The 25,124-nt window shown below is 46.9% G+C and carries 25 protein-coding genes; 9 read left to right on the top strand and 16 right to left on the bottom strand.

Features of this window, described 5'->3' with window-relative positions:
* Positions 1–7: 7 nt before the first annotated feature.
* From QUA62_RS04030 to QUA62_RS04010, 5 genes are all read right to left on the bottom strand, one after another.
* Complete coding sequence (locus QUA62_RS04030; protein ID WP_333290091.1) at positions 8–454, bottom strand: SRPBCC family protein; 447 nt, start codon at positions 452–454, stop codon at positions 8–10.
* A 192-nt stretch (positions 455–646) separates the two neighbouring features.
* Entirely contained in the window at positions 647–2,083 is a 1,437-nt protein-coding gene (gene zds / locus QUA62_RS04025) for a 9,9'-di-cis-zeta-carotene desaturase (protein ID WP_333290100.1), read from the bottom strand.
* Positions 2,084–2,314: 231 nt separating this feature from the next.
* Complete coding sequence (locus QUA62_RS04020; RefSeq protein ID WP_333402691.1) at positions 2,315–2,470, bottom strand: type II toxin-antitoxin system PemK/MazF family toxin; 156 nt, start codon at positions 2,468–2,470, stop codon at positions 2,315–2,317.
* Positions 2,471–2,504: 34 nt separating this feature from the next.
* On the bottom strand, positions 2,505–2,759 hold the full coding sequence (locus tag QUA62_RS04015) for a hypothetical protein (RefSeq protein ID WP_333290093.1): 255 nt from the start codon (positions 2,757–2,759) through the stop codon (positions 2,505–2,507).
* A gap of 108 nt (positions 2,760–2,867) precedes the next feature.
* Positions 2,868–4,517: a DUF6930 domain-containing protein gene (locus QUA62_RS04010; protein WP_333290095.1), complete on the bottom strand. Its 1,650-nt coding sequence runs from the start codon at positions 4,515–4,517 to the stop codon at positions 2,868–2,870.
* A gap of 245 nt (positions 4,518–4,762) precedes the next feature.
* Here QUA62_RS04010 and QUA62_RS04005 point away from each other — a divergent pair, with 245 nt between their 5' ends.
* The 3 genes from QUA62_RS04005 (at position 4,763) to QUA62_RS03995 (ending at position 6,014) form a co-directional block, all read left to right on the top strand.
* Positions 4,763–5,116, top strand: a complete 354-nt coding sequence (locus tag QUA62_RS04005) for a HesB/IscA family protein (protein WP_006632680.1) — start codon at positions 4,763–4,765, stop codon at positions 5,114–5,116.
* Positions 5,117–5,203: 87 nt separating this feature from the next.
* Positions 5,204–5,620, top strand: coding sequence for a tetratricopeptide repeat protein (locus QUA62_RS04000; protein ID WP_006632681.1), 417 nt, complete (start codon positions 5,204–5,206; stop codon positions 5,618–5,620).
* Between the two features lie 196 nt (positions 5,621–5,816).
* Positions 5,817–6,014 carry a hypothetical protein gene (locus QUA62_RS03995; protein ID WP_006632682.1) on the top strand — a complete coding sequence of 66 codons (198 nt, stop codon included), beginning with the start codon at positions 5,817–5,819 and terminating at the stop codon, positions 6,012–6,014.
* 172 nt (positions 6,015–6,186) lie between these two features.
* Here the strand turns inward: QUA62_RS03995 and QUA62_RS03990 are convergent, their stop codons facing one another.
* A complete protein-coding gene (locus QUA62_RS03990) occupies positions 6,187–7,818 on the bottom strand; it encodes a DUF3352 domain-containing protein (RefSeq protein ID WP_333402519.1) in 1,632 nt (543 codons plus the stop codon).
* A gap of 148 nt (positions 7,819–7,966) precedes the next feature.
* On the opposite strand from QUA62_RS03990, the gene thyD reads away from it, so the two are divergent.
* Complete coding sequence (thyD, locus tag QUA62_RS03985; protein ID WP_333402516.1) at positions 7,967–8,893, top strand: thylakoid membrane protein ThyD; 927 nt, start codon at positions 7,967–7,969, stop codon at positions 8,891–8,893.
* Between the two features lie 338 nt (positions 8,894–9,231).
* Here thyD and QUA62_RS03980 read toward each other — a convergent pair whose 3' ends face one another.
* The 3 genes from QUA62_RS03980 to QUA62_RS03970 all read right to left on the bottom strand — a co-directional run bounded on the left by QUA62_RS03980 (position 9,232) and on the right by QUA62_RS03970 (position 14,761).
* The gene (locus QUA62_RS03980; RefSeq protein ID WP_333402514.1) at positions 9,232–12,387 is read right to left on the bottom strand and encodes a leucine-rich repeat domain-containing protein; all 3,156 of its coding nucleotides are present in this window, start codon (positions 12,385–12,387) and stop codon (positions 9,232–9,234) included.
* Between the two features lie 315 nt (positions 12,388–12,702).
* The gene (locus tag QUA62_RS03975) at positions 12,703–13,644 is read right to left on the bottom strand and encodes a glutathione S-transferase C-terminal domain-containing protein (protein ID WP_333402512.1); all 942 of its coding nucleotides are present in this window, start codon (positions 13,642–13,644) and stop codon (positions 12,703–12,705) included.
* Between the two features lie 214 nt (positions 13,645–13,858).
* Positions 13,859–14,761 carry a hypothetical protein gene (locus tag QUA62_RS03970; RefSeq protein WP_333402510.1) on the bottom strand — a complete coding sequence of 301 codons (903 nt, stop codon included), beginning with the start codon at positions 14,759–14,761 and terminating at the stop codon, positions 13,859–13,861.
* 332 nt (positions 14,762–15,093) lie between these two features.
* On the opposite strand from QUA62_RS03970, the gene QUA62_RS03965 reads away from it, so the two are divergent.
* Positions 15,094–16,029 carry a class I SAM-dependent methyltransferase gene (locus QUA62_RS03965; protein ID WP_333402508.1) on the top strand — a complete coding sequence of 312 codons (936 nt, stop codon included), beginning with the start codon at positions 15,094–15,096 and terminating at the stop codon, positions 16,027–16,029.
* Positions 16,030–16,328: 299 nt separating this feature from the next.
* Complete coding sequence (locus tag QUA62_RS03960) at positions 16,329–16,652, top strand: hypothetical protein (RefSeq protein ID WP_333402506.1); 324 nt, start codon at positions 16,329–16,331, stop codon at positions 16,650–16,652.
* A 37-nt stretch (positions 16,653–16,689) separates the two neighbouring features.
* Here the strand turns inward: QUA62_RS03960 and QUA62_RS03955 are convergent, their stop codons facing one another.
* Complete coding sequence (locus QUA62_RS03955) at positions 16,690–18,042, bottom strand: cytochrome P450 (protein ID WP_333402504.1); 1,353 nt, start codon at positions 18,040–18,042, stop codon at positions 16,690–16,692.
* Positions 18,043–18,238: 196 nt separating this feature from the next.
* Here QUA62_RS03955 and QUA62_RS03950 point away from each other — a divergent pair, with 196 nt between their 5' ends.
* The 3 genes from QUA62_RS03950 (at position 18,239) to QUA62_RS03940 (ending at position 19,715) form a co-directional block, all read left to right on the top strand.
* Positions 18,239–18,562: a DUF433 domain-containing protein gene (locus QUA62_RS03950; protein WP_199292732.1), complete on the top strand. Its 324-nt coding sequence runs from the start codon at positions 18,239–18,241 to the stop codon at positions 18,560–18,562.
* A complete protein-coding gene (locus QUA62_RS03945; protein ID WP_333402501.1) occupies positions 18,546–18,800 on the top strand; it encodes a DUF5615 family PIN-like protein in 255 nt (84 codons plus the stop codon). The genes QUA62_RS03950 and QUA62_RS03945 overlap by 17 nt, the downstream gene beginning before the upstream one ends.
* 99 nt (positions 18,801–18,899) lie before the next feature.
* Positions 18,900–19,715: a hypothetical protein gene (locus QUA62_RS03940; protein ID WP_333402499.1), complete on the top strand. Its 816-nt coding sequence runs from the start codon at positions 18,900–18,902 to the stop codon at positions 19,713–19,715.
* A 224-nt stretch (positions 19,716–19,939) separates the two neighbouring features.
* Here QUA62_RS03940 and QUA62_RS03935 read toward each other — a convergent pair whose 3' ends face one another.
* The 6 genes from QUA62_RS03935 to QUA62_RS03910 form a co-directional block, all read right to left on the bottom strand.
* Positions 19,940–20,818, bottom strand: a complete 879-nt coding sequence (locus QUA62_RS03935) for a methylated-DNA--[protein]-cysteine S-methyltransferase (protein WP_333402498.1) — start codon at positions 20,816–20,818, stop codon at positions 19,940–19,942.
* 258 nt (positions 20,819–21,076) lie between these two features.
* On the bottom strand, positions 21,077–21,583 hold the full coding sequence (locus QUA62_RS03930; RefSeq protein WP_006632696.1) for a MogA/MoaB family molybdenum cofactor biosynthesis protein: 507 nt from the start codon (positions 21,581–21,583) through the stop codon (positions 21,077–21,079).
* A gap of 193 nt (positions 21,584–21,776) precedes the next feature.
* Positions 21,777–22,112, bottom strand: a complete 336-nt coding sequence (gene psb28, locus QUA62_RS03925) for a photosystem II reaction center protein Psb28 (RefSeq protein WP_333285182.1) — start codon at positions 22,110–22,112, stop codon at positions 21,777–21,779.
* A 209-nt stretch (positions 22,113–22,321) separates the two neighbouring features.
* Positions 22,322–23,782, bottom strand: a complete 1,461-nt coding sequence (locus QUA62_RS03920) for a DUF1565 domain-containing protein (RefSeq protein ID WP_333402497.1) — start codon at positions 23,780–23,782, stop codon at positions 22,322–22,324.
* A gap of 307 nt (positions 23,783–24,089) precedes the next feature.
* Positions 24,090–24,686: a Uma2 family endonuclease gene (locus tag QUA62_RS03915; RefSeq protein WP_333402496.1), complete on the bottom strand. Its 597-nt coding sequence runs from the start codon at positions 24,684–24,686 to the stop codon at positions 24,090–24,092.
* A gap of 208 nt (positions 24,687–24,894) precedes the next feature.
* Positions 24,895–25,124, bottom strand: a 230-nt coding sequence (locus QUA62_RS03910; RefSeq protein ID WP_333402494.1) for a PD-(D/E)XK motif protein, incomplete at its 5' end; no start/stop codon positions are given.

The following is a 25,124-nucleotide window of genomic DNA, read 5'->3' as shown; positions in this document are numbered from 1 at the left end:
TCATAATTTAAGATGTCGCTTTCACTTCCAGAGCATACTCTTTAAACCTTTCCAAGTCAGCCATAAGAGTCGATTCAACTACTCGCGCTAGAAATGAATTGTCCATCAATTTTGCCAGCCAGCCGGGAACTCCATAAGCTACCGTCAGTTTGACAATGCTGCTGCTTTTGCGATCGTAAAATCTTATCGCACCCCGATTTGGCAAACCGTCTACCGATTCCCACTGAATTATCTGATTCGGCACTACTTTGAGAATCCGAGAAAGCCAGCTAAATTCTAACCCGCCAGTTGCGAGCTTCCAGCGCGACAATTCCGGGTTGTCTTCGAGGATGCGAACTGATTCGATCCACTTCATCCAGCGCGGCATTTGCTCTAAGTCTGACCAGAGTTGCCACGCTAATTCGATGGGAATTGCTACTTCTACTTGGACGCTGTGTTCTAACCAATCAGTCATGCGATTTTAGATCTTAGATTTTAGATTTTAGATTTTAGATTTCTGGTTACCAGGCAGAGCCTGGTAACGCATTTCTAGAGGCTCTGCCTCGCATTTTCTGTCTAAATACTGGAGGCGGAGCCTCCTGATAGGCATTCCCAGGCTCTGCCTGGGAACGAGAGAAAACGAGAGAAAACGAGAGACGACTAATGACTAATGACTGTAAGCTTCGAGAATTGCCTTAGCCGCTTGATGACCTGAAAGTGTCGCTCCTTCCATGCTATCAATGTAGTCTTGCTGAGTGTAACTTCCTGCTAGAAAGAAATTGGCGATCGGAGTTTTTTGAGCGGGGCGGAAAACATCCATTCCCGGTGCTTCGCGATACAAAGATTGAGCGAGCTTGACTACACTGTACCAAGTCATGTTTAATTCCCGCGCTGAGGGAAATAAATCCTGAACTTGCTTAAGTACGTGTTGGGCGATCGCCTCATTGCTTTGTTTGATAAACGGATCTCCCGGTGTCAGCACCAACTGCAGCAGCGAACCTTGTCCTTCTTGATAATAATCTTTGGGACTTGTCAGCGCCAAATCTGCAAAACAAGAAAAATCGGCATCTGCTGAATATAGCAAATTATCGATTCCTACAGCGTGGCTCAACTGTTTGCGCTTGGCTTCGTCTTCCAGTTCCGTTACCCAACCGTCGAACCGCAATTGTACTGTAGCCACCGGCACCGCATCTAATTTATAAATGTTGTCAAATTCTGACCATTTGCGCCAAGCTGGGGGCAATATTTTCTGAATTCCGGGCACGTCGCAGGCGAAAACGTAAGCGTCTGCGGTAATATTTTCTTCTGTTTCGCCGTTAGCTACTACCAAGCCTGTTACGCGGGTTTCTTCGCCTTCTTCAAACTGAATTTCTCGGACTCTGCGCCGCGTGTGGATTTTCGTTCCTTTGCTTTCCAAATATTCCACAATTGGTTTGTGCAAATATTCGTTGGGAGAACCAGCCAGCATCCGCATGACAGAGGCTTCGGTTTTTGATGCAAAGAATTGGAAGATTGTCAACATACACCGGGCTGAAATATTTTCCGTGTCGATAAAACCCAGTGCGTAGGCGATCGGATTCCACATTCTTTTGAGCGAGTTTTGGTTGCCACCTTGGCTGCGGAACCAGTCAGCGAAGCTAATTTTATCCAAATCGCGGATAGTTTTCATTGCCCCCTCAAAGTCTATCAAACCTCGGACGATCGGGCTAGTTCCCAGGGCGATCGCATTTTGAATTTTGTCTTGTACGGATAGCTGAGATGTCGTGAAAAACGCCTTCAATCCGTGCAAAGGAGCACCCACGGGAAAGCGAAAATCTAAAGAACCGGTTTCGCCGCCTCGATTAATAAAAGTGTGGACGTGTTCTTTGAGGAGCAAATCGTCAAAAGCTCCCACTTTTTTCATGAGGGCAAATAAGTTATAATAACAGCCGAAGAAGACGTGCAAACCCATTTCAACGTGATTGCCGTCGGGATCTACCCAACTGCCGACTTTGCCGCCGACAAAGGGGCGGGATTCAAAAATTTCTACTTCGTGGCCGGCTTCCACTAAATCGACTGCTGTGGTCATTCCAGCCAGTCCCGCACCTGCGATCGCAACCCGCATTTTACCTATCCTTTCCAGTATTTTTACAGATTGTAACAAATTTTAGAATTTCCGAAACATTCAAAGTTCATAAATGCTGATCGACACTTGCATAGCCCTCTGAATTCTTGCTATGACATCGGCACTAAGTTGACCGTAAGGGCCTTGTTGTAGAAATGTCTGTCGCAAAGCAGAAACGTTTTCACATACAGCTAGAGAATCAGCTTGCAATCCTCCCTCACCCGCAGGAATCTAGACGCGAGTAGGATTTTCTACTCCTGCAAGGTTACTGGTGAAAGGAACAACAATGACAGAATCCGTAAACTCCTTGCGGATCTCGGGAGAAACCACAACTACAGGTCTTTTTTTGGTATCTCCTAACTGACGCAAAGCTCTTGAAAGGTAAATCTCGCCTTGGCGAGGATAAGTTTTTGCTGTTGAGTTAGAGTCCAGGGCTGCTCCATGTTTCTTCTATCTGTTCCTCTACCAAATTAAACCATTCTTTTTCATCCTCAATATCTTCTTGGCTGCGGTTTTGATAATATTTCCGCAACTTATCTTCGATTTGGTTAGCGTACCAGAGACGGAGAGCTTGCTCGATCGCCTCCGTCCAATCATCAGTAAGCTGGTCTATTTTCTCCACGAATTCAGCATCAAGGGCGACTAACACTTCTCGCTTTTGAGTAGAATTTGACATAATCATTCCCCTTAATAATTTAAAAACTATGGTGCGCTGGGGCGCACCTTACATATTAATTTTACATATTCCTTCTTCCTTCTTCCTTCTTCCTTCTTCCTTCTTCCTTCAAAACATCGGCATCAACTGAAGTGGCCCAATTCCCAAGTCTTTAGCAGACACCCAGCGCACCTCCAGCAAAGCAACCATATCCTTAAACTGAGGCTGACCGCGAGAAGCACCCATCAACCCTTTAGCAATAATCAAACCGCACCAACCGTTGGTTAATTTACAGCGATTGTCCCACTTCTTGCGAGCTTCCTGATGCACCGGATCGTCTTCATTAAACTCCCCAAACAAATACAGATCCCCATTTTTAGTTTGCAAAATACCCAAGTCGTATTGCTCATCCTGAAAAGGATTTTCGCCCGGATTAAAACCAATTGCCTTGACCCCTCCAGCTTCTTTCAAATCCTGAATCATAGTTTTTGCCTTCGGATGAGAAGTTTGGATCATCACCACCGGCAAACCATCTCCGGCGGTATTAATATCAATTTCTGCACCTTGGTGAAACTGCACACTTTCGCGCAGGAACTCTACCGTTTCCCAAGGTACGGCGCCGAGACTCAAAAATGAATTTTGCGGCACCAAATCGTCCCGCAGCAGTGGCTTTTCAAATTCATCATCATCATCATCGTCATCACCGTCATCATCACCGAGCATCTGTAATAATTCCTCTGACACATCCGGCATCGTTGAAACTTTAACGGATACCTGTTGAATTTCTCCGTCAGGCTGCGGAACTGGGATGCGGTAGCGACTGCTAAGACTGGGAAAAGTGTCCGATCCCAATTTCCGGCGGCCGTTGCGGAAAAAGCGATGAAATGCTTCGAGAGCAACTAACATCGTGAGGGCTTCTTCTTCGTAAAGAATCGATCGCAATCCTTCTAAAGGATGTAGGTTGCCGAAATTTGGTTCAATTTCCGATGGAGGCAACTCGGCTAAATCAATTTCTTCGTCGTCGTCCTCATCAATATCTGCTGCACTTTCAAAGGTAAGAAACAAACAGTCTTGCCCTAAAAAAGCCTGTTCTAAATCTTCAAAAGATTCATCGTTGACGACTCGTTCTCGAAACCGCTTCAAGGATTCTAGAGAACGGTACAGTAAAACTCCGTAATCCATTCTGCCTTGCCCCAATACGGACACGTAGAGGCTGGCGACATCCCACTGATTGATTTCAATAGATATAATTTGGTGTTCCCTCAAAGTCCGCCACGGAGCATCTTGCCAAATTTGAGCAGCTTTTTCCATTAAAACTTCAGCATACTGAGGGGGCAACTCAGGAGGCCTGTTGATCGCGACCTCTTCCATGCCGCGAAATATTTCGTCAATTAAGGGCAATTCCGGCACGTAGTCAATGGAAATGCTTAAATCTTGAAGTACGCCCCGCAGATAAAATTGAATTTCTCGGTTTTTGACTACTATTTTTTGGGGTCGACCTGCGGGAGCCGGACTTTGGGGATGTTCCATTGCCCGTAGCAGGGCCCGGACGATCGCCTCTGGGCCGGCATCTGGGCCTACCATGTCCATAGCCCTCACGACTCCCTCGGAGCCATCGACCCAGAGAATGCACTCGCCACCCGCTTCTAGAATGTCATCGTCATCTATCATCAGGTGTGAGTCAGCATTAGATAAGGGTCGGCGATCGCCCTCCCACACGCTGGGAATTTGAGGTAAGTTTTGTAGCCGACGAAGAGTAGTGCGATTCAGCGCTGCCATAGAGTAAGCCCGTTGGGTGAAGCATTGTTGCGGTGCCGGTAGCCGGTCAACCGCTGCTTATCAATCATAAACCCTATAGGGGGAGAGGGCATCGAGCTTGGGAACGAGGCCCCACGGGAATTAAAAATTAGAAGCTAAAAATTCTGCCTTCAGCATCTAACCGAATGCCTTCTGGCGAATGCCTGTACAATGGAGCAATAAGATTAAACTCTTTGCATTAGACAGTCTCAGGAGTTCGGCAAATTATGACTCAAGCCATTTCTGAAAAGCGCGGCATTCAAATGACGGACTCTGCTGTCCGTCAAGTTTTAGCCCTGAGAGAAAAACAAGGTAAAGACCTCTGCTTGCGGGTAGGGGTGCGCCAGGGCGGATGCTCTGGAATGTCCTACGTGATGGATTTCGCAGATCCCAGCACCGTGAAATCCGACGATGAAGTGTTCGACTACGACGGTTTTCAGGTAGTTTGCGATCGCAAGAGCATTCTTTATCTCTACGGTTTGGTTCTCGACTTCAGCGATGCTATGATCGGGGGCGGTTTTCAGTTTACTAACCCCAACGCAACTCAAACTTGCGGTTGTGGCAGTTCTTTTTCTACATAAATCGGAAAAGAGGGCATGGGGCAGGAAGTTGTTAACTGCCCCATGCCCTTTTCCGTGCAACATCCCAAATCTAAAATCTAAAATCGAATGACCCCTGAAGAATTGTTTAAAGACGGTTTCGATCGCTACCAAGCTGGCGAAGCCCCGGCTAATCTGATCCCCGTGTTTAAAGAAGTGTGCGAAAAAGCTCCAAAAAATGGCAATGCCTGGGCTAGCCTCGCGTGGCTCTACCTGTTGGAAAATAAACCTGCACCGGCTCAAAAGGCAGCGAAAACAGCCGTTAAATTGAACCCTCACGACCCCCAAGCTCGCATCAACCTAGCAGTAGCGATCCTGGATCTCAAAGATAAAGGAGTGCGCCCCCACGTAGAAGTGGCTCAGCAATTAGTGATGGCTTCCGAAGAGTTGCTCGACGAAGTTAAAAAAAATTTTGAAGAAGGATTAAAGAGAAAACCCGACTGGAAGAGTCTCGCCCGCGTTAAACAGTGGCTTCTGGAGCCGTAACCAGGAAAACAAGTCGATTTTTGGGCGGGGATCGAGGAAATCGATTTTGCGGTTTATTACGATATCGTAATAAATCAATAAATAACTTTATGGAAAACTCAGAAAGTCAGTGCTAGTATTTGAAAACTTAGACGATTCACAAACCCGCTCAGCGGTTTTCAGATTTTTCTACCATAATACTAGGAGTTGTAAAAACATGAGCACTGACAGCCACGTTAACATCAAACCAGCAACCCGCAACCACAAAGGTTTCTTTATTCAGCCAGCTTCTTACAAGTTGATGAGCATCGATAAATCCGGCTGGGCCTTGATTTGCATGGACAAAGCAGTTTGTCACTATGTAGATCCTGATGACTTGCAATTGCCGAATAAATCCGGAATGTCTGAAGGTTAATTCTGAAGTTTTGAGAGACTTTAAGATGCTTTATTTGAGTAGCTGCCCTCTATGGAGGGCAGCATCTTTTTTTTGTCAGAAACAAGTCCGACAACAAAGCCGTGTACGAGATTTAACGGATAGAAAGAATTAAGGAAGAATTACCGATTACAAATTAGCGATTACAAATTCCCTAATTGTTAGATTTGAAGGCAAAAAGCATCTCCAACTCAGCAGTTGTCGGTTGTTTAGAAGCTGTGGCTACGCTAACTCCTCGGAGAGAATTTAGCAATTCAGCAGCGGGCGGTGAAACTAAATTTGGCTGTACTGCGAGCAAATATTGGTTAGCCCAAGACATGGTTTTTTCCATATCTATGTAAAAGTAACCTTGGTTGGCCCGGGGTAAAGAAGTAGCGATCGCCTGAAAACTCGGACTGCTGCTTAACGGTTGCGGTGGCGTCGAAGTAATCACATCAACTAAAGGCCCGCCGAAAGCTACAAACACAGAATTTTCATTCAGCCAACCGTGCCCGAATAAAGTGCCTTGCTGGGGTATTTGCCACTCCGTAACTTCTTTGCCTTGAACTTGTCTGGGGGCGACACTGACTGTAGGATTGCTTTTGGCGATCGCATCGAGTTTTTTCAGGGTTGCTTCTGCAGCAGGGCGATCGCTCGTTTCAAAAATCATCGCCGCCCCCATCCCCAACTGAGACAAAATCCCTTGATTGGAACCGATCGCCCCGATCGCAAATTCCCCGTTCATCCAACCAAAAACCTCTCGATCCGCATCCAAATCCAACCGCTTAAAACTATCCCTCACCTGCTGAACTCCCTTGTCAACTTCCGGGCTATCTTTTGCCTCAGCGGTTGCTTGCGACCAAATTTTATCGATTCCCTTGCCGCCGACTAAAGCAATAGTTTCATCCGGAAATCTGGGCAACAATTTGGATGCGAATTGTGGATTTGGCTGCACGAATTTAGGGTCTAACTGAGCAATAGTTTTTACCCTCAATCCCTCACTATCTGCTCCAATTCCCGCAACCAAAGACTTAACTTGTTTGAACTGTGAAAACACTGTCCAAGGCAACTGGATATCTGCGGGCAAATTAGCTTTCAATTGCTCAAGTGCCGCCGGATAGTCAGCAATATAAACAGTTGCGATCGGATTCTTGACACCAGCACTCTCTGCAAAAAACTTAGTTGTGCTCTGCTGCGTAGCGAGGGAGGGTTCTCCTTTAAAAGTATCGATCGCCAATTCCACAGGCTTTTTCAAAGGAGCCATCACTAATTGGTCGTTCAGCAAAGCCACACTGTACCGCTTGCCAGTTGGCTCTGCAATCTCAAAAATTTTAACTCCTTTATACTCGCTTTCTTGAGTTGTTGCACCGGGCTGAGATTTTAATTTATTCGCAAAATTCCAAGCGCTAATTTTATTTTTCACGCTGACTACTACCAGCAGTTTTGGAGGCTCTGTATTCGTCACAGCATCAGCGGGCAGCAAAGCGACCATCACCCCCCCTAACCAAGGCTTTAAGTCCCTGTCAAAGTCGATTTGAGTGCCTGCCAAGCTTTGTTCTTGAAAGCCCTTCAAACCCTGACCCATCAACTTTTGAGCTCCTGGCGTGCCAAATCGCTGCAACTGGGCCAACGCTTGCGGATTGGGGGAGATAAACGCGGCCATCATTGCTTCGTCGGGCACAACTTTGGCGCTGTCTTGAGGGTTGGATACTTGTTGGCTCAAACCCTGGAAGTAAAAGTAGACCGCAGCGCTACCTGCTGCGACGGTGGAGGCAGCAATTAGAAGCTTTGATTTTTTTGCAGGCATGGTTTGTGTTCCTCGCGTCCCATATCAGTTTAATCAAAATACAGAAAGCTTGTGGGGAGGCGATCGGGCCGGCGCTCTAGTTTTGTATAATTCAAAACAAGTTTGGACGATCGTCTAAACTGCTAGAACTGTGCATTATTGGTAAAAGATGAAAGTAGCGATCGCGGGAGCAACGGGATTTGTAGGTAGCCGGCTGGTGGAGAAGCTGCAAGCTGCGGGACATCAAGTGGTAGTTTTGAGCAGGGATGCGGCGAAGGCTGGCCGAGTTTTTCCCGCTTCAGCTTATCCGAATTTGGAAGTTGTCGCCTACACTCCAGCGGAGTCTGGTGATTGGCAAAAGTCGATCGCTGGCTGCGACGCTGTTGTCAATTTAGCAGGAGTGCCGATTGCAGAGGAAAGGTGGACGGAGGCGCGCCAGCAAGCAATTCTGGACAGTCGCAGACTGACGACGGCAAAATTGGTCGAGGCGATCGTCAATGCTAATCCTAGACCATCTGTATTAGTGAGTGCATCGGCGATCGGCTATTACGGAACCAGCGAAACCGCTGAGTTTGACGAAACTAGCCCTGCTGGAAATGATTTTTTAGCAGCAGTTTGCAAAGACTGGGAAGCAGCGGCCCAACCTGCAAAAAATGCGGGAACGAGGCTAGCAATTTTGCGGCTGGGGATAGTTTTGGGAATGGGAGGCGCGTTGGCAAAAATGCTGCCACCTTTTAAACTATTTGCAGGCGGGCCGCTAGGCACTGGGAAACAGTGGTTTTCTTGGGTTCATCGCGAGGATGTGGTTGATTTAATTTTGTACGCTTTGCAAAATCCGCAAGTTGAAGGCGTTTTGAATGCGACAGCACCGAATCCGGTGCGGATGAATGAATTGTGTCAAACTTTAGGGGAAGTTTTGCAGCGGCCTTCTTGGTTGCCGGTGCCAGGTTTTGCTTTAGAAATGCTGTTGGGAGACGGGGCAAAACTTGTTTTGGAAGGGCAGAAAGTGTTGCCGAAACAAACTTTAGCTAGTGGTTTTCAATATCAATATCCGACCCTGAAATTAGCACTCGAAGAGATTTTATCGGGAAGTTAGGAACCTACGGAATAGAACCCGCCGAATAGAATTCGGATGCTCCACAAACAAAGAAAATTCCTCGTTACCAGGCTCTGCTGGTTGATGACAACTTAAGACTGAAACGCATAATAAATGTCGCTTTTAGTCGAGTCTCGATCCCCCTAAATCCCCCTTAAGAAGGGGGACTTTGAGAAGAATCTTGTCCCCCCCTTATTAAGGGGGGTTAGGGGGGATCGAGACTTCGATACAAATAAGAGAGACTGTCGGTGTGAGCTTAATTTGTCACCAATCTGGGAACGAGGAATGTGCTGTTTAAATTTTCACACGATCGTAATAAAGGTGTCAATATAAAAATATTAATATTCATCTACAAACTGCTCGTGAACCCACAGAAATTCGCGGCGTCTGTTCTGCACCCGCACCAAACCACCAAAGCCAGGATCTTTTGCTTTTAGCAGGGCGTGTAATTCTCGCAAAATCGAGCCTTGGGCGCGGATGGCTGCTTCGCCCTGTTGCCAATCAGGGGCATCACTTCCGGTAGACAAATTAGTCGCTAAATCGCTTCCTTTCAAGGTAGACTCGATGCTTTTTTGTCCTAAATCGAGTTCCTCTTCAATGCCTTTGTAGGTGGCTTCATCTAGCATTAGCTTGGTTGCTGAGGCTGCGACAGGTAAGACTAGACTAAGGGTTCCGCTCAAAATTTTGAGATAGGGGGCTGCTTTGGTAAACCATTCGCGCGACACTTCCAATTCATAAACTCCCTGCTTTTTGTCGTTAGGATTTAAGGCGGGAAGCGGTTGACGAGAGTGTTCGCACCAGAGGGTAATTTGCAATTTTGTACTTATCCATTTTGGGCGATCGAAAAACTTTGGATCGACGGGCTTGAAACTGAACAGGCGCGGGCCATCTTTCGCTTCATCGGTGAGCATTTGCATTAGCGACGCAAATTCCTCATCGATTTGGCTGAGAATCTTGCGCTGATCTTGAGACAATGACTCAAAACGTTCTTGACCTCGACGATCGACAATCACTAAATCTTTGCGGATGATTTTTAGCTCGTCTTTGAGAATATTTCGCCATTGCTGAATGCCGATTTCTTGGGATGGGGGTTGAGCAGTCGGCGCGTTATTCAGCAGACGATCGATGTTTTGCCATTCACCACAGCCTGAAATGGGACAGGGATACTCATGACGATTCTTCTTTTTGCTCTCAATTAGTTTCTCAACCTCAAATAGCCCGTTTCCAGGCGAATTCATACCGCAAGTCGCAATGCAGGGAACCATCACATTACATCGCAATCCTTCCCAGAAATTCTCGACTAGCCATTTAATCTCTTCCGTGAGATAAGACAAGAACCGTTCTGGATAAGCTGCCCGCACGGTAATTTTTACATCAGTGTTAACATATTCCAGCAATGCCCGACCGTTGTAGTCGTTGTCAAGCATCAAACCCCGTTGCCAATGGATACTTTTTTCGTAATTGCAGCGCCCCAGTGAGTATTTGTGCAAGCGCACAATCAACTTGTAAAACAATCCTTCTGCTACTGCAAGTTGTCCTCGATCGTCCACAATCCGGCAGATTTGCACTTGTTGTCTGTCTCCCCCTTCCGGTTGCTGTCCCCAATTGGGCAATTCCGGGCGTGTATCGGGTACAAGTTGAGCAATCAAGCTGGTATTGCTGGGTTTAGCTGGGTCGAGCACCACCTGGTAGGACAAATCGAAGCGTTCCATCAGCTTGAGAAAGATGGGATGTAGTTCTTTCGGGTAGCCGTCCTCGCCTGGAAACGGGGGATTACTCCATAATTGGCCCAGATGCTCAAAATCTACTAAACCGTTGCGGCGGCGGGTTGTTTCATCATCGAGTACGAAGCTGATTGCCTTTGCTAGCCAGTCGGGTTTGAGGATGACGATATCGCGCAGTATTGGATCGTAATGGTAATGGATGATATGCCCCAAGATATGGGAAATGCCAAGGAAAAGTTCTGCTTGTTCTTTATCGATTCCCTGTTGAGCGCAGATGGCAAGGACATCATTGTAGGGCAGATAGGCTTTGTCGTTTGTCTGCAAGATTTCCCGCACTCGCTGCCACTTGGCGGGAACGGAACGTCCCATTTCGGGAAGAGATGCGGCGACACTAGCAATCTTTTGTTTTAATTCTGCCAGCCCGGTGCAGGAGTTCTGAGGGTCGGGTTTGCTGTCTACATGGAAGAAGTCAAGCACCGTATCGCTGCCGAATCGATCCTGAATTTCCTGTCTGTCAATGTCAGGTTGTCGCTGTCCGGGGCCGCCGTGGGTGGCGACTACTAGCACTTTGGCATCTGGTTCCCGATGCTTGATCAGGGTAATCCACTCTTTGACAAAGCCCTGCTGGGGGCCTTCCCGTGGCTTCCACACCACCAGATACACGGCTGGAGCACTGAAAAACAACTGGTGTGTCGATCGATAAATCGGTTGACCGCCAAAATCCCAACCATTGAGTGATATCTCTGTGCCACTGTCGGGATGGGTGACAATAACTGGCTTAATTTCAACGCCGTGAGTGGTGGGACGACTTTCTAGCCATTCATCCTCGCGCAATGCTCCCAACAGACAACTCTTGCCCACCTCACCTTCACCGATCAAAATCAGTTTGGCTTCATTCAGGGTGATTTGTGCTTGTGCTTTTGCCCGCAGGTATTGCAAGACGGCTTCAGTGCCTTGCTCATAGGCAGCAGCGAGGTCAGGATTGAGAGGGTTGTTTTTCAGGTCAAGCCGTTGCAACTCGGTGAGGGATGCGATCGCCTCTGGTAGTTCCCTCAGTTGGTTGTTTTTGAGGTCAAGCTCTTGCAACCTGGTGAGGGATGCGATCGACTCTGGCAGTTCCCTCAGTTGGTTGTTGCTGAGGTCAAGCTCTTGCAACCTGGTGAGGGATGCGAGCGCCTCTGGCAGTTCCCTCAGTTGGTTGTTGCTGAGGTCAAGCTCTTGCAACCTGGTGAGGGATGCGAGCGCCTCTGGTAGTTCCCTCAGTTGGTTGTCAAAGAGGTAAAGCTCTTGCAACTGAGTGAGGGAGCCTATCGCCTCTGGTAGTTCCCTCAGTTGGTTGTTGCTGAGGTCAAGCTGTTGCAACCTGGTGAAGGATGCGATCGCCTCTGGCAATTCCGTCAGTTGGTTGTTGTAGAGGTAAAGCTGTCGCAACTGGGTGAGGGATGCGATCGCCTCTGGTAGTGACCTCAGTTGGTTGTTGTAGAGGTCAAGCTGTCGCAACCTGGTGAGGCAGCGTATCGCCTCTGGCAGTTCCCTCAGTTGGTTGTTGCTGAGGTCAAGCAGTTGCAACCTGGTGAGGGAGCGTATCGCCTCTGGTAGTGACCTCAGTTGGTTGTAGGAGAGGTAAAGCTGTCGCAACTGGGTGAGGGATGCGATCGCCTCTGGCAGTTCCGTCAGTTCCATGTAGCTAAGATCAAGTGCTATTGCTCGCTGTCGCCGTGCCTGTTCAATGCGCTGCTGTACTTTCCGATAAGCCTCATTTCCTAACATGGCCAATTCCTTGTTTGGATTTTTGTATATAAGTGCGATCGCCTTTTGAGATGACTCGGGCGATCGCCAGACATGATTTGATTTTGAATATTGATTAAGCTCACTTCAAAATAACATCAATATTTTGTCGATCGTGAGGTTGGAGTAAAGGAGAGAATGGAGGGTTTTTTAGAGGGTTAAGGCGAGGCCCAGCCTCTGGATATGCATTACCAGGCAGAGCCTGGGAACGAGATCGACCCGGTTTTTGAGTTTCTGCCCAAGCATCCAAGAAACCGGGTTTCTGCGATTATTCTGGCATCTTCACGCCCGATTTTGTTAAGAAACCCGGTTTCTGAGCCCGGCGCGATCGTGAGCTTTGAGCAAACTCGCCGGATCGGGCCCAGCGGGGATAATGCAGCCGGGATTCAGCGGGAACAAATTGCCGTAATAATCGCGCTTCACAGCCTCCAAATCGCAAGTGGCAGCAACTCCCGGCAACTGGTACAAATCGCGCAGATAAGCTCCCAAATGCTCGTAATCTTGAATGCGGCGCACATTGCATTTGAACAAGCTGTAGTAAACTGCATCAAAACGGAATAGAGTAGTAAAAAGCCGCACGTCTGCTAAAGTCACCCGATCGCCACAAAGGTAACGACTCCTCAAGAGCGAGCGATCGATCTCGTCTAAAACAGCAAACAATTCACTGCAAGCCGAGTCATAAGCAGCTTGAGATTGCGCGAAACCGCAGCGATAAACGCCGTTATTCACCGATTGGTAAATCTTCTCATTCCACTCGTCAATTTGCGATCGCAAATCCAGAGGATAAAGATCCATTTGAGGATTGCTAGCAAACTCGTTAAACTCCGAGTTTAGCATCACAATAATTTCCGAACTCTCGTTATTGACGATCGCCTTTTTCGAGTCATCCCACAGCACCGGCACTGTACACCGCCCCTGATAGCCCGGTAAAGCCAACTGGTAAAGTTCGGGCATCGTGTTGCAGCCAAAAGTCTCCGACTCCATCACCCACATTCCCCCTTCAGAGGGATAGACAATCGACACCGATATCGCATCTTCAAGCCCTTTGAGCGCTCTCGTCACCAGAGTGCGGTGCGCCCAAGGGCATCCCGTACCCACGAAGAGGCGATACCGTCCCGCAGCGGGCCCGTGAGGGTTGTCTGGTGCAGTGCTGACAAAGTTGCGGAAACTGCTGCTGGGGCGAATGTATGCTCCGGTGCGATCGGGCGGCGCTAGTTTTGACATCATTAATTGCCACATTGATGTCCAGACAAATTTGCCTAGCTTGACTGTTACGAATGAAGGAAGCGATTTGTTTTTCACAATGCGATTAAAAGAGGTTTGCTAACATAATCTGCTTATTTTAACTCACATTGCGAGGTTTATTCCCTCGTCCCCAGGCTCTGCCTGGGAACGCATATTTAGAGGCAGAGCCTCGCTGTTCGCTCTGTTCCCTCACCTGGGAACGACTTTTCTAGTATCTGCCAGAGGCTATTTCAGCATAAGCTCGATCGATCAATCGGCGAGCAACCGTCTGAATTCCCGTATGTTCGTAATAATTGGTAGTCATGTCTAAAAACGCCGCCACATAATCCAATTTGTCATCGGCAACATCAATGTATTGCTTGAGATGGCCTAAAACTATGGCGGGAGTTAAGCCGCGAGACTGTACTAAATTGTTCATCCAACCTTGGGCTGAGGCGAAACTTGCTGTCACAAATCCGAACTTTTGTGAATTATTTGCGCCCGGAATTAGGTTGCTGATATTTTGGAATGTTGAGTTTTGCTGCAAGGTTGAAGGATTCAATCCGCCTAGGGTATTTTGTGCTACTCTAATGAAGTCCGGGCCAAGGGGAATTAAACCGTCAGCACAAACTAAAGCAGCCATCCGCATCAGAGATTCGCCCTTGTAATGGGATAAATAATTACCAAAGCTTCCCACATTGTCAAGGGAAATATTGTTAAGTTTGCAGTAGGCAATTAGCTCGATCGCCACTTTGACGCACAAGTCGATCGTTTGAGTTGTGTCAGCTTTGGGAGTGAGGCGGTTGAGAAAGGAAAGAAAGCCGATATTTTCGCCAATTTTATTCGCCATAGCCGTTGCACCTAACGCACTGTCGGCGCTGTCTGCTAACTGGTAAAGCCTGAGTACGCCTTGATATGGCTCATTGGGGTTAGCGTAAAGCTCGATCGCGCGATCGCGAATTTTCCCAACTAACTTGCGCTTTGTTTCCCCTGTCAGCGCTTGAATAGTATTATCAAAACCCACTAGATTGTTCCACTCCCCCGGAACCACAAAATCGAGAGATTTTAACATCATCACAGTGACGCCACCAGACTGCAAATTGTCAACAAATTCCACAATAGATTTGCTCATCACAAACTCCTGAATAGCCAGATTTAAAGTGTTCTTCCAAATACTCCAACTTCGGCAAATCCGATTCCCGATTCCAGAGGAATTCCCCAGAACTAAGTAGGTAAGCACAAATAAATATTAGACGACCAGCTCCTGTTTTGCAATCCTCTGAGCTTTTCTCTCTTCTCTAACTCTGCGTTCTCGGCGCCCTCTGCGGTTCATTAAAAAAAAGTCTTTTCCACAAAACATTTGCATTTCATTCGCCAGCACAAAGTTAAGTTTCATTATAGTGACCGACTCAAAATCGCCCAAACGTGTTAAAATAGAGGGCGCAAAATAGAAAAAAATAAAATATGACTGTTGCAGTTAACAAAACTCCCGGAGTAGCATCGCGTTTAGTAAATGGCGTCCTTTCCATCAAACCTTTAGCTAATCTAGCCAAGCACCAAGCGCGGGAAATGATGATAAAAAGAGCCGAAAAAATCGGAGTGCATTGGCGACAAGAAGCCCAAGCACTTTTAGCTCGAAATTGGGATGCAGAATTGCTCAGTGTCCAAAATCCAGATATTGTTTACCCGAAATATTATCTAACTTCATTTCACGCTTACGAACAAGGTAATATGAGCTGGGAAGCTGCTACAGAAGTAGAAGTTGCCGCCCGTACAGTTCACGCGGGAATTTGGCCGGAAGCGGGTGCAGAAGGCGATGCAAAACTCCGGGCCAGCTATCACGAAGTCATCAAATCTCAAATTGCTTCTTCACCGCAAGATATTGTTGATTTGGGATGCAGCGTGGGAATGAGTACCTTTGCTCTTGGGGAGGTTTACCCGGAAGCGAAGATGACTGGGGTGGAGTTGTCGCCTTATTTTTTAGCAGTTGCTAAATACCGTTCCCAACAGCGAGAATCTGAATTTTCAAATCAAAAGTCTCCGACTTGGGTTCACGCTGCTGCTGAATCTACTGGTTTACCGGCGGCTGCTTTTGATTTAGTTTCTATTTGTTTAGTTTGTCACGAATTGCCGCAGAAAGCTACTAGAGAAATATTCCGGGAAGCGAGGCGTTTGCTACGTGTTGGCGGACATTTGACAATTATGGATATGAATCCTCAGTCGGAAGTTTATGCCAAAATGCCTCCTTATATTTTGACTTTGCTCAAGAGTACGGAGCCTTATTTGGATCAGTATTTTGGGTTGGATATCGAGCAAGCTTTGGTAGATTCTGGTTTTGCCCAGCCGACAATTACTTGCAATACACTCCGACACCGGACTATTGTTGCTAAGGCGATATAGCGGTTGCCAGTAGAGTGAAGTACAGATATCGGGTAGGAGACGGCACTGCCGTGTCTAAAGCTGTACTTCATCCGATTGAAAACTGCTATAAATAGTAAAGTTGCATCGATATTATTCAATCTTTGGGGCGGTGCGTGAGTGTAAATAGTCTAATTTGTGGATTTAAAAATTTCTGTTCCCGCGCCCCCTACCGATAAATAATTCCGATGCTACCGGATTTGATATTAGACAGCAGTAGGAACTATTCACACCGTTATTTGTTACACATTTTGATAGAACCCTAAAACAAGGACATCATCATGACCCCGACAGCCCCCTCTCAAAACGTCATCGATTGTTTGCAGGTTATTTTGAATGCGACTGCATCGAAAAATTACGAGCTTTTTACTACAGTCGGTGATGCAGGCTACAAAGCGAGCATTACACAACAAATGTTTGACGATGTTAGCGAGCAGCTCGCTTCACGCCTGCAAAAGGGATACTCAATTACTTATTTTGGTGAGATAAAACAAGGTAATTCTCCGATTTATTTGTGGAAGCTGAGTTTTGAAGATGGTGGAGATGAATTTGTGGCACACATGACGATGAATGGAGACAAAGTTGCTGGGATTTTCATCGAATAACATATCTTGCTTGACACGGCGTTTTACTGCAATGAATCTAACGCCGATCGCCCACAACCGTTAATCGGAATCTATCGGGCGGAACAAAGGTGATTCCCCGGCGCGCCGGACGAATTGGCCGATCGAGATTCGATACAAACTCACGGGAAGACAGCACCGTTGCTAAAACGAGTTTCATTTCAAACATCGATAACGCCATCCCGATGCAGCTTCGACTCCCGCCTCCAAACGGTAAAAATTCAGAGGCGGAAAACTTGCGCTCTAAAAAGCGATCGGGATTGAATTGAGCGGGATTTTCGTAGGTTTCAGGCCGACGGTGGGCCAAATAGACACAGGGGATTAAAATCGTTCCCGGTTGATATGTATAGCCTTCGAGTTCGATCGTCCGTTTCACCTTGCGCGGCTGCGAAATTAAGGCAATTGGATAAACCCGCAGCGCTTCCTTGCAGACTGCTGTTAAGTAGGGCGACTGCGAAAGGGCGATCGGATCGGGATTCTCGCCCAATTCATCCAATTCCTGCCGCAATCTAGCGAGACATTCGGGAAACTGATGCAGCCAGTAAAACGCCCAAGTCAACGCCGATCCAGTCGTTTCATGTCCCAACAACAACAGCGTCATCAACTGATCGCGCAATTCTCGATCGCCGATGGATTCGCCGCTGTCGTCGCGGGCCATCATCAACACCGACAGAATATCCGTGCGAGACGAATCCAGAGAATGCGATCGCCTCTCGGCAATTTCCGCATAAATCAGCGAGTCAATCTGCGCCATCTGCTGCAAAAACTGCCCCCACGGGCTCCAAGGCCCTAAATTTTGCTGCAACGGTTCAAAGAAAAATTGCATGGAGTACAGCTCAGAGGTAATCGCCTCTAAAAGCTTGCTGAGCAATTGTTTCAGGCGTTCGTAGCGCTCTCCCGGCACTAATCCAAACACGACTTGCAAGATTACTTGCAGCGAAATTTCTGACATTTCTTCGCGGACTGCGATCGCATCTGCGGCTTTCCAGTCGATCGTCTGCTTTTTCGTCAAATCAACAATCAAATGCCCTTGACTGTGCAACTGTTCCCGATGCAGGGCGGGCATTAATAGCTGTCGCTGTCGCAGATGTCGCGTCCCTTCATTCATAATGAGGGATTCATTTCCTACCAGCGGGCGAAATACGTTGGTCACTTTGCCAAACTCAAAGGCATCGGCTAAGGTCGTAAACACCGCCTGAATCGCTTCTGGACGGCCCAGAAACACCACGGGAGGCGAAGAGGGCCCCAACACGCGGGCGGTAAATGTATCGCCGTATTTGGCAGAGTAGCGATCGAAAAATGCGATCGGGTCAGCTACCAGCGAAAGCGTTTGGAACAAAGCAGGAGAACGAGATCCGGTAGGCAGCGTCATTGCAAAACTGGCGATACACAATATTTCTAGTGTATTTTGACATACTCCGAAGTCCTCGATCGACCTTGCAGCCTGAAATTTATCTGCGATCGATTGCGAAGGCAAGTAGCAAAAATAGTAATGCTATCGGGATCGATCGCAGATTGTACGGCTAGCTTCCCAACCTAAACTGCTAAAAGTTGTAGTTTTAGATGAAATGGATGCTAGCGATCCTTTGGGCATTATGCTCACGAAAATCAAAGGACTTTGGGATACAATTGTTGTAAAAGCTGGTAGCCAGTTGGCTAAATTTGTTATGACATTAACATCCCGTGTTGTTCATAGCGACCCCGATATTCTGGGGGGAACCCCTGTTTTTGTGGGGACTCGTGTACCAATGAGAACCCTACTTGATTATCTGGAGGCTGGTGATTCATTAGAGGTATTTCTCGACCATTTCCCTAGTGTCAGTCGGGAGCAGACAATTGCAGCTCTTGAATTAGCCAAGGAAATGCTGACAGCCTATGCGAATCCTGCTTGATGAATGTGCCCCACGACCTTTAAAGCGTGAACTTGCTGATTACGAGATACGCACAGTTGTTGAGATGGGATGGTCAGGAAAAAAGAACGGTGAATTGCTGCGGCTTATGAGTCAAGAGGGCTTCACAATTCTGCTCACCACAGATCAAAATTTGCGCTATCAGCAAAACTTGCAGCAAGCTGGAGTTGCAGTCGTTGTTCTTGTAGCATCAAGCAACTGCGATACAATTATAAGTTAGACTGAAAAAAAATGTATTACCATAAATTCAGCCCTTAAATATAAAAAATTTCTACAACAAGATGCACTGCTCGTCACTGTACATTATAGGTTTTTACTAATGGCAACTACTGCGAATTTACTGACGATTTCAATCACAAAAATAGAGTTACTTTGTAACGATCATCTAGTTGGTAACGCAACGGGTTTTTTCTTGAAGTATCAATCCAATTGGTTTTTGGTAAGTAACTGGCATGTTTTCTCAGGACGCGATCCTAAAAGCGGTCAACCTAAACATAAAAGTTGTGCTGTACCAGATGCTTGTAGATTTTATTTTGCTTCGTTTCAAGAGGAATCCCTCACTTTTAAGCCAGTTATACGCTCATTAGGCGATGCCTCAAATCTAGAAGCAACTTGGTTTCAACATCCGATTCGTGGTCAAGATTTTGATGTCGCCGTACTGCCAATTGAAGCAAATGAGGTTGGCTTGGCAAGGGATCTTTTTGATTCTAGCGGGCATGATCATGATATGTTGATTGATCTTGGAGATAACCTCTTCCTGCCAGGCTATCCTCTTGGACTTTCAGCAGATGGCTTTTTGCCAATCTGGAAGCGAGCGAGTCTAGCTTCATCGTTGGAGTTTGGTCAGGGGATAAATTGTTTTTTTTATGTTGATACCGCCACTAGGGAAGGCATGTCAGGGGCACCTTGTTTAGCAATTTCTAACTGGCGACACTACTCTCTTGACCGTGCAACAAACAAGGTTAGCGTTGTGGAACGTCCTTTGAGTTGGCGGCTTTTAGGGGTTTATTCAGGGCGTTTAAACCCGAGTGATAGCTTTGAAGCGCAAATCGGGATAGTATGGCGAGAGAACTTGATAACAGAGACGATTTTACAACGTAGCGGAGGGAACGTAAAATTAACCTCCTCAAGCTGAGTGTCACGAAGAATATAGTGGGACAATTGCTGGATAGTGTAGCCTAACAACCCGCTTGCACACCGACCATATCAAGGTTGTCTGGTGGAACCAAGAAATTGTCTGCGGCGGGTGAAGCGGAGCGTTAGACCACTCTATTCCTGCAAGGGTAGTTCCGTGGGTTGTATCTCTCACCCCATATGGATTCCCCCGGTGTATTTGCCTCGATCGTGCAGCCATGTAACTTAAGCTTTTCTTCCCGATTGATCGCAGATTGTACGGCTAGCTTCCCAACCTAACATGACTGTTTTACGTTCTACTCCCCAGCAATAGCCACCGAGTTCTCCAGATTCTCGAATGACTCGGTGACATGGAATTAGATAGCCGATCGGGTTGTTACCGATCGCATTTCCTACAGATCTAGCAGCAGTTGGCCGTGCTACCATTTGAGCTATAGTTTGATAAGTTGCGATCGCACCAAATGGCAATTTCAAAAGTGCTCGCCAAACTTGAATCTGAAAGTTAGTGCCTTTTACCAACAGCGTTAGTGGTTTTTGCTCGCTGAAAGTTTCTGAATTGAAAATCAGGTCACGCAATGATTGAGTGGCTTGCTCATCACGAATGATTTCAGCGTTTTTCCATTCCAATCGCAGTCTTTGTGCGGCGGTTTGTTCGTCTGTTGTATCCAAGAAATAAAGATTACAAATACCACGGGCAGTTGTAGCAATTAAAGATTTGCCAAAAGGGGTATCGTGAATGCCATAGCGAATTTGCAAACCTGCTCCGCCTGCTTTGAACTCCCCTGGTGACATTGCTTCTAAGTTCACAAATAAATCGTGCAATCGTCCGGGACTCGATAGTCTCACGTCCAATGTTAGGTCTAGAAGGCTTTTAGTGTGAGTGATTTTTGACTTGGCATATTCAACTGTTAGATATTGCAAAAACCGCTTGGGGCTAATGCCGGCCCATTGAGTAAATAGGCGTTGAAAATGATATTCACTCAGTCCTATGTGTTGGGCCACAGTTGCCAGATTGGGCTGGTTTAGGTGGTGTTGTCGCATAAAGGCGATCGCCCGAGCAATCCGGTGATAATCTTCGCTAGCATAGACACTCGCATTCTGCATCGAAATCATCTAGTCTAAATCAAGGGAATTTTGATGTTTCCTTACTTTAGCCATAGAGCAGGCTCAAAGCCACCCGTTTCTTGCGGTGAATGCAGTCAGTCGATTTTAGATTTTAGATTTTAGATTGAAGAAAGCGACCTCACTGCTAAACCCGGGGGCTTGCGATGAGGATTCAAAGCTTTTTTCTCACTCCACCGATGCCTCGGGCGACTTGTAACCAAATTTCTTTCGGTCAGTCACTTAACCGAACTTTCGCTCTCACCCTCCCCGCAACTGCGTCACCAAGTGAACTAATTCAGGTAAAATTAGCTTTTCCACAGCTAGTTTTACACCATTGCTAGAGCCCGGAAGAGAAAAGACTAACTTGCCTTGATACACCCCTGCAACTGCGCGAGAGGCGATCGCCCTCGAACCAATTTCTTGATAGCTCAAAAACCGAAATATTTCACCAAATCCTGGTAAAATCCTGTCTAGCAAACTCTCCATCACATCATAAGTCGTATCTCGGGGAGCGATGCCCGTGCCGCCGTTAAAAATGATTGCATCCACATCTTCACGCTGGGAAAAAGCCTGCATTTGCAATACAATTTTGGCCGCATCATCTTTAACAACAGTGTAAGCTACCACAGAGTGACCCGCATCTTTTAGCAGCTTCTTAGTTAACAAGCCACTATTGTCTGTTTCGGCCGAGCGCGTGTCGCTAACAGTAATGATAGCGCAGTTTACGGTTATTTTAGATAAGTCGGGGTGAGGAATTTGCGTCATATAACAGATGTTGAAGGAAAAAGGAAGAAGCAAGAAGGAAGAGGAAATCAGGAAAAGGGAAGAGGGAAGAAGTCATTAGTTAGTTGTGATTTATTAGTTATTAATTATTGATCATCAAATAACTAATAACTAATAACCAATAACCAATGCCCCATTCCCCATGCCCCATTCCCCATTCCCTATTCCCCATCAATTATGCCTTGCTAAATCCTAAGCCGTTTGCTTCCGAGTAGCGTTCCATAAAACGCATAAATCGATCCCATTCTTCGGGATTTCTCATTAGATAAAGAGCTTCCAAACCGGCAGGCTGACCGTTGATGAACTTAGCCTTAACCTCGCGAGTGAGGATTTCGCCTTCTTCGTCGATCATGTACATTCCAGTAATGTCTTCGGTACTGGTGCTGCTGAGAGCTTTGGGATTTTCAAAGATAAATGTGGCAGTGCCTTGAGCTCCCGTTTTAGAACGGGTTAGGCGCACTTCGGGCACAGCCTCTTCGTCTATACCCCGAGAAAATTGAATTTTAGCCATAATCTGACAGTCAAACCTTAAGGATTGCTTAATTTCTTAATGTTTAATCATAAAACGATTCGGGTACTCGCAAATCAAGACTTGGGAGAGTGGGAGTGGGTGAGAGTGGGTGAAAGTGGGTGAGAGTGAGGCAATTGGAGACAAGGGCGAGGGAATATGGGTTGGTTCTTTGTACCCCAAGTTATCCTCTCCCTTGTCTTCCAATTCCCTTAGACGATGTAAGGAGAGTTAATAGGATCGGCCCGCTTTGTGGCTACCATAGTTTGGTAGATGAGGGCGGATATCTCGCCACGGGTGATGTCGTGGGCGGGGCAAAGCTTTTCGCGCGCGGGATAGTTGACCACGATTTTGCGCTCTGTGGCGGTTGCTATCTCGTCGGTGGCAAAACTGGGAATCTGAGCTCGATCGACATAAACGCTCAAAGAATTGGGGTTGCCGCCCGCCAACTGCAAGCCGTTTACCAAAGAAACGATCGCCTGAACTCTAGTCAAATTCTGCTCCGGGCGAAACGTGCTGTCTGGATATCCAGCCAAAAAGCCAGCTCGATTAGCTTGGTCGATCGCTCCCTTAGCCCAAAAATCCGCCGCCACATCCTTAAAAACCGTCGCCTCACGGCGCGGCACCAATTCAAACGCTTTCGCCAGCATAGCCGCATACTGAGCTCTAGTTACAATCTCGTAAGGTTGAAAAGTGCCGTTGGGAAACCCGCTAACAATATTCATCTTTGCCAAGCGATCGATAAAATCCTTGGCCCAGTGCGTGCTGGTGTCGCTGAACTTTACCTCCCCAGGAGTCGGAGTTGGCGTCACATTGCCCAACTCAAATAAACCTTTCACCCGCGAAGAATTGAGCTGATTTCCCACCGCAGAAATCTTAACCCCAGTCGCGTTTTGCAAGTCTAATTCACCGTTATTCTGAAAAATATTGCCGCCCAAATCTTGAGCAGTACCAATATCTGGCAGCGACTTCCCCCCCGCAGTCAAACCGTCTTCGGTATTTTTTTCAATGCGATTCTTGCGTAAAATCGGCTTAGATTCCCCCGCTAAAACTATACCGGAGCGATTTTCCAAAATTTGGTTATCAGCAATCAAAGGAGCCGACTGAGCTTGCAGAGAAATGCCGAAACCCGTCTTTTGAAAAATATTGCGCCGTATTGCTCCTTTAGCAGTTCCCGCCACAATCACCCCAGCGGCGGAGTTTCCCACAAATATGTTGTCGAGAATCGCAGGATTAGCAGTGCCCGTGGCAAAAACGCCTTCGCCCTTACAAAGTGTGAAACTGCAGTTAGCCACAGTCGGAGAAGTTGACTCAATCCAGACTCCCGTGCCGCGAGTATCGAGATTAGTAACAGTTACTCCGCGCAATTCCGAATTAGTTGCTAGCAGTATCGTGATATTTTGGCCCGCAGCGGTGGGACTGACAAATTTGCCACTGCCTTGAATCAGAATGCCTCTACCTTTGTTAGTTTCATTGCCAACAACTTTTACTCCCGAGGGAATTTCCAAGGGAAATTTTTCGCCACTAGCAGCGCTGTAAATTCCCGGTGCTAACTGAATAGTGCTTTCCGATGCAGCGCGGGCGATCGCGCGGGCTATAGTTTTGAATGGAGCGGATTGGGTGCCGGCTGCGGCATCGCTGCCTGTTTGCGGGTTAACGTAAAGTGTTGCCATGTTTTTGTTAAAGAGATAATTTGCGATCGAGCTTTTGTGCAATTTTCATTGTCTGCGAACTGAACCCCGGATTTATATTCACCTTTGATTGCGGAGATTATTTAATTGCACGATATCCGCAACATTACCTCTCAGGAGTGGCAACCGCAGGGGGATTGCCCCTACAAAAGACTGTATTTCTCGTTCCCAGCAACAGCAGAACCAGACTTATTTAAGAAGCCCGGGATGTGGGGATGCTATTTTTTCCAGATGTTGCCAAAACCACTAAAATTTCGATCGCCAATTAGGAAAATCGAACGTCTTGCAGTCATGTAATATCTATCGAGATTCCCTGGCCAAAAACCTTAACCGCTTCAGCCAAATCAGTTTCACCCATTAAAATGCAGCGTCTTAGCAAATCGATATCCAGCGTTTCCAATCCTGACAGTTGACTCTGAATTACTTGCTCGTAGCCATCTTCGCGGAGATGATACAGCCGCAGCGTGCCATCTTCCCAAAACCAGATTTCAGGCACGCCCAAAGCTCGATATTTTGGCAATTTGCTCAGTCCACCGCTAGTATAAACCACCTCGATCGACAAATCGGGAATCAACTTAGGTTCTCCCAAGAAAAACGATTTGTCTGCTTGAGTAGAAGCTTCTGGCGTCTTCTCCTGCGTCATTGAACCAGAAGGGTAAAACTTAAAACCTTGTTGCAGCAGAAAAGTGGTCACTAAGTAACCAATGATTTCAGAAAAATTTTCGTGTTGGAATCCCGGCATCAGAATCTCGATCGCCCCTGCAAAAAAAGACAACTTTATGCCAGGGGAAGCTTCCGAAACCTTCTGGATTAACTTGAATTGCTCCCAAGTGCCGTTGAGCACCACTCGCCCATCGAGAGTTTCCCGGTCGAGAACTTGTGTCATTGACCCGCACCATTATCTCCTATCGGCATTATAACGCATTGTGCGATCGCTCCTACAGAATATCCATGCAGCAATTGTAGCTTCAGAATCCGAACAGTTCTTTCTCGTTTTTGAATAGAACAGGATCGACGCGAGTCTTAATTTTGAAATATAGCCCTGAAGGGCAGCAAATAGGATTAGCAGCAGATTCGGTATTAATTTGGCTTGTTCACTCATGGCTGCGGCTGATTAGAGAAATTACATCTAATTCTGGTATTGAAAAGCGTCGGCACTCGGCAACGCTGATAGTGTAGCGAACATCGCCAACGCCATTTCGGAGATCCGCTTCAATAATTCTGGGAAAATCTCTCTCGACTTTGAAATATAGCAATTCCATTTGAGATGTAAATATGGATTTCTCTGGTAAAATAGGAAAGTTTGATAATAAATGAAAGGGAA

The organism is Microcoleus sp. MON1_C1 (genome assembly GCF_036701945.1).
GTDB lineage: Bacteria > Cyanobacteriota > Cyanobacteriia > Cyanobacteriales > Microcoleaceae > Microcoleus.
Note: the sequence above shows the minus strand (reverse complement) of the source record. Positions and strands in the feature narration are given on the sequence as shown.

What these genes read in the sequence shown, in the direction of transcription:
- QUA62_RS03965 (WP_333402508.1), top strand. Translation starts at nt 15,094, where the DNA reads ATGACTGTTGCAGTTAACAAAACTCCCGGAGTAGCATCGCGTTTAGTA.
- QUA62_RS03970 (WP_333402510.1), bottom strand. Translation starts at nt 14,761, where the DNA reads ATGAGCAAATCTATTGTGGAATTTGTTGACAATTTGCAGTCTGGTGGC.
- QUA62_RS04005 (WP_006632680.1), top strand. Translation starts at nt 4,763, where the DNA reads ATGACTCAAGCCATTTCTGAAAAGCGCGGCATTCAAATGACGGACTCT.
- QUA62_RS04030 (WP_333290091.1), bottom strand. Translation starts at nt 454, where the DNA reads ATGACTGATTGGTTAGAACACAGCGTCCAAGTAGAAGTAGCAATTCCC.
- QUA62_RS03935 (WP_333402498.1), bottom strand. Translation starts at nt 20,818, where the DNA reads ATGCAGAATGCGAGTGTCTATGCTAGCGAAGATTATCACCGGATTGCT.
- QUA62_RS03945 (WP_333402501.1), top strand. Translation starts at nt 18,546, where the DNA reads ATGCGAATCCTGCTTGATGAATGTGCCCCACGACCTTTAAAGCGTGAA.
- QUA62_RS03990 (WP_333402519.1), bottom strand. Translation starts at nt 7,818, where the DNA reads ATGCCTGCAAAAAAATCAAAGCTTCTAATTGCTGCCTCCACCGTCGCA.
- QUA62_RS03980 (WP_333402514.1), bottom strand. Translation starts at nt 12,387, where the DNA reads ATGTTAGGAAATGAGGCTTATCGGAAAGTACAGCAGCGCATTGAACAG.
- psb28 (WP_333285182.1), bottom strand. Translation starts at nt 22,112, where the DNA reads ATGGCTAAAATTCAATTTTCTCGGGGTATAGACGAAGAGGCTGTGCCC.
- QUA62_RS03960 (WP_333402506.1), top strand. Translation starts at nt 16,329, where the DNA reads ATGACCCCGACAGCCCCCTCTCAAAACGTCATCGATTGTTTGCAGGTT.
- QUA62_RS03930 (WP_006632696.1), bottom strand. Translation starts at nt 21,583, where the DNA reads ATGACGCAAATTCCTCACCCCGACTTATCTAAAATAACCGTAAACTGC.
- QUA62_RS04010 (WP_333290095.1), bottom strand. Translation starts at nt 4,517, where the DNA reads ATGGCAGCGCTGAATCGCACTACTCTTCGTCGGCTACAAAACTTACCT.
- QUA62_RS04015 (WP_333290093.1), bottom strand. Translation starts at nt 2,759, where the DNA reads ATGTCAAATTCTACTCAAAAGCGAGAAGTGTTAGTCGCCCTTGATGCT.
- QUA62_RS03920 (WP_333402497.1), bottom strand. Translation starts at nt 23,782, where the DNA reads ATGGCAACACTTTACGTTAACCCGCAAACAGGCAGCGATGCCGCAGCC.
- thyD (WP_333402516.1), top strand. Translation starts at nt 7,967, where the DNA reads ATGAAAGTAGCGATCGCGGGAGCAACGGGATTTGTAGGTAGCCGGCTG.
- QUA62_RS03955 (WP_333402504.1), bottom strand. Translation starts at nt 18,042, where the DNA reads ATGACGCTGCCTACCGGATCTCGTTCTCCTGCTTTGTTCCAAACGCTT.
- QUA62_RS04000 (WP_006632681.1), top strand. Translation starts at nt 5,204, where the DNA reads ATGACCCCTGAAGAATTGTTTAAAGACGGTTTCGATCGCTACCAAGCT.
- zds (WP_333290100.1), bottom strand. Translation starts at nt 2,083, where the DNA reads ATGCGGGTTGCGATCGCAGGTGCGGGACTGGCTGGAATGACCACAGCA.
- QUA62_RS03975 (WP_333402512.1), bottom strand. Translation starts at nt 13,644, where the DNA reads ATGTGGCAATTAATGATGTCAAAACTAGCGCCGCCCGATCGCACCGGA.
- QUA62_RS03950 (WP_199292732.1), top strand. Translation starts at nt 18,239, where the DNA reads ATGGATGCTAGCGATCCTTTGGGCATTATGCTCACGAAAATCAAAGGA.
- QUA62_RS03940 (WP_333402499.1), top strand. Translation starts at nt 18,900, where the DNA reads ATGGCAACTACTGCGAATTTACTGACGATTTCAATCACAAAAATAGAG.
- QUA62_RS03995 (WP_006632682.1), top strand. Translation starts at nt 5,817, where the DNA reads ATGAGCACTGACAGCCACGTTAACATCAAACCAGCAACCCGCAACCAC.
- QUA62_RS03915 (WP_333402496.1), bottom strand. Translation starts at nt 24,686, where the DNA reads ATGACACAAGTTCTCGACCGGGAAACTCTCGATGGGCGAGTGGTGCTC.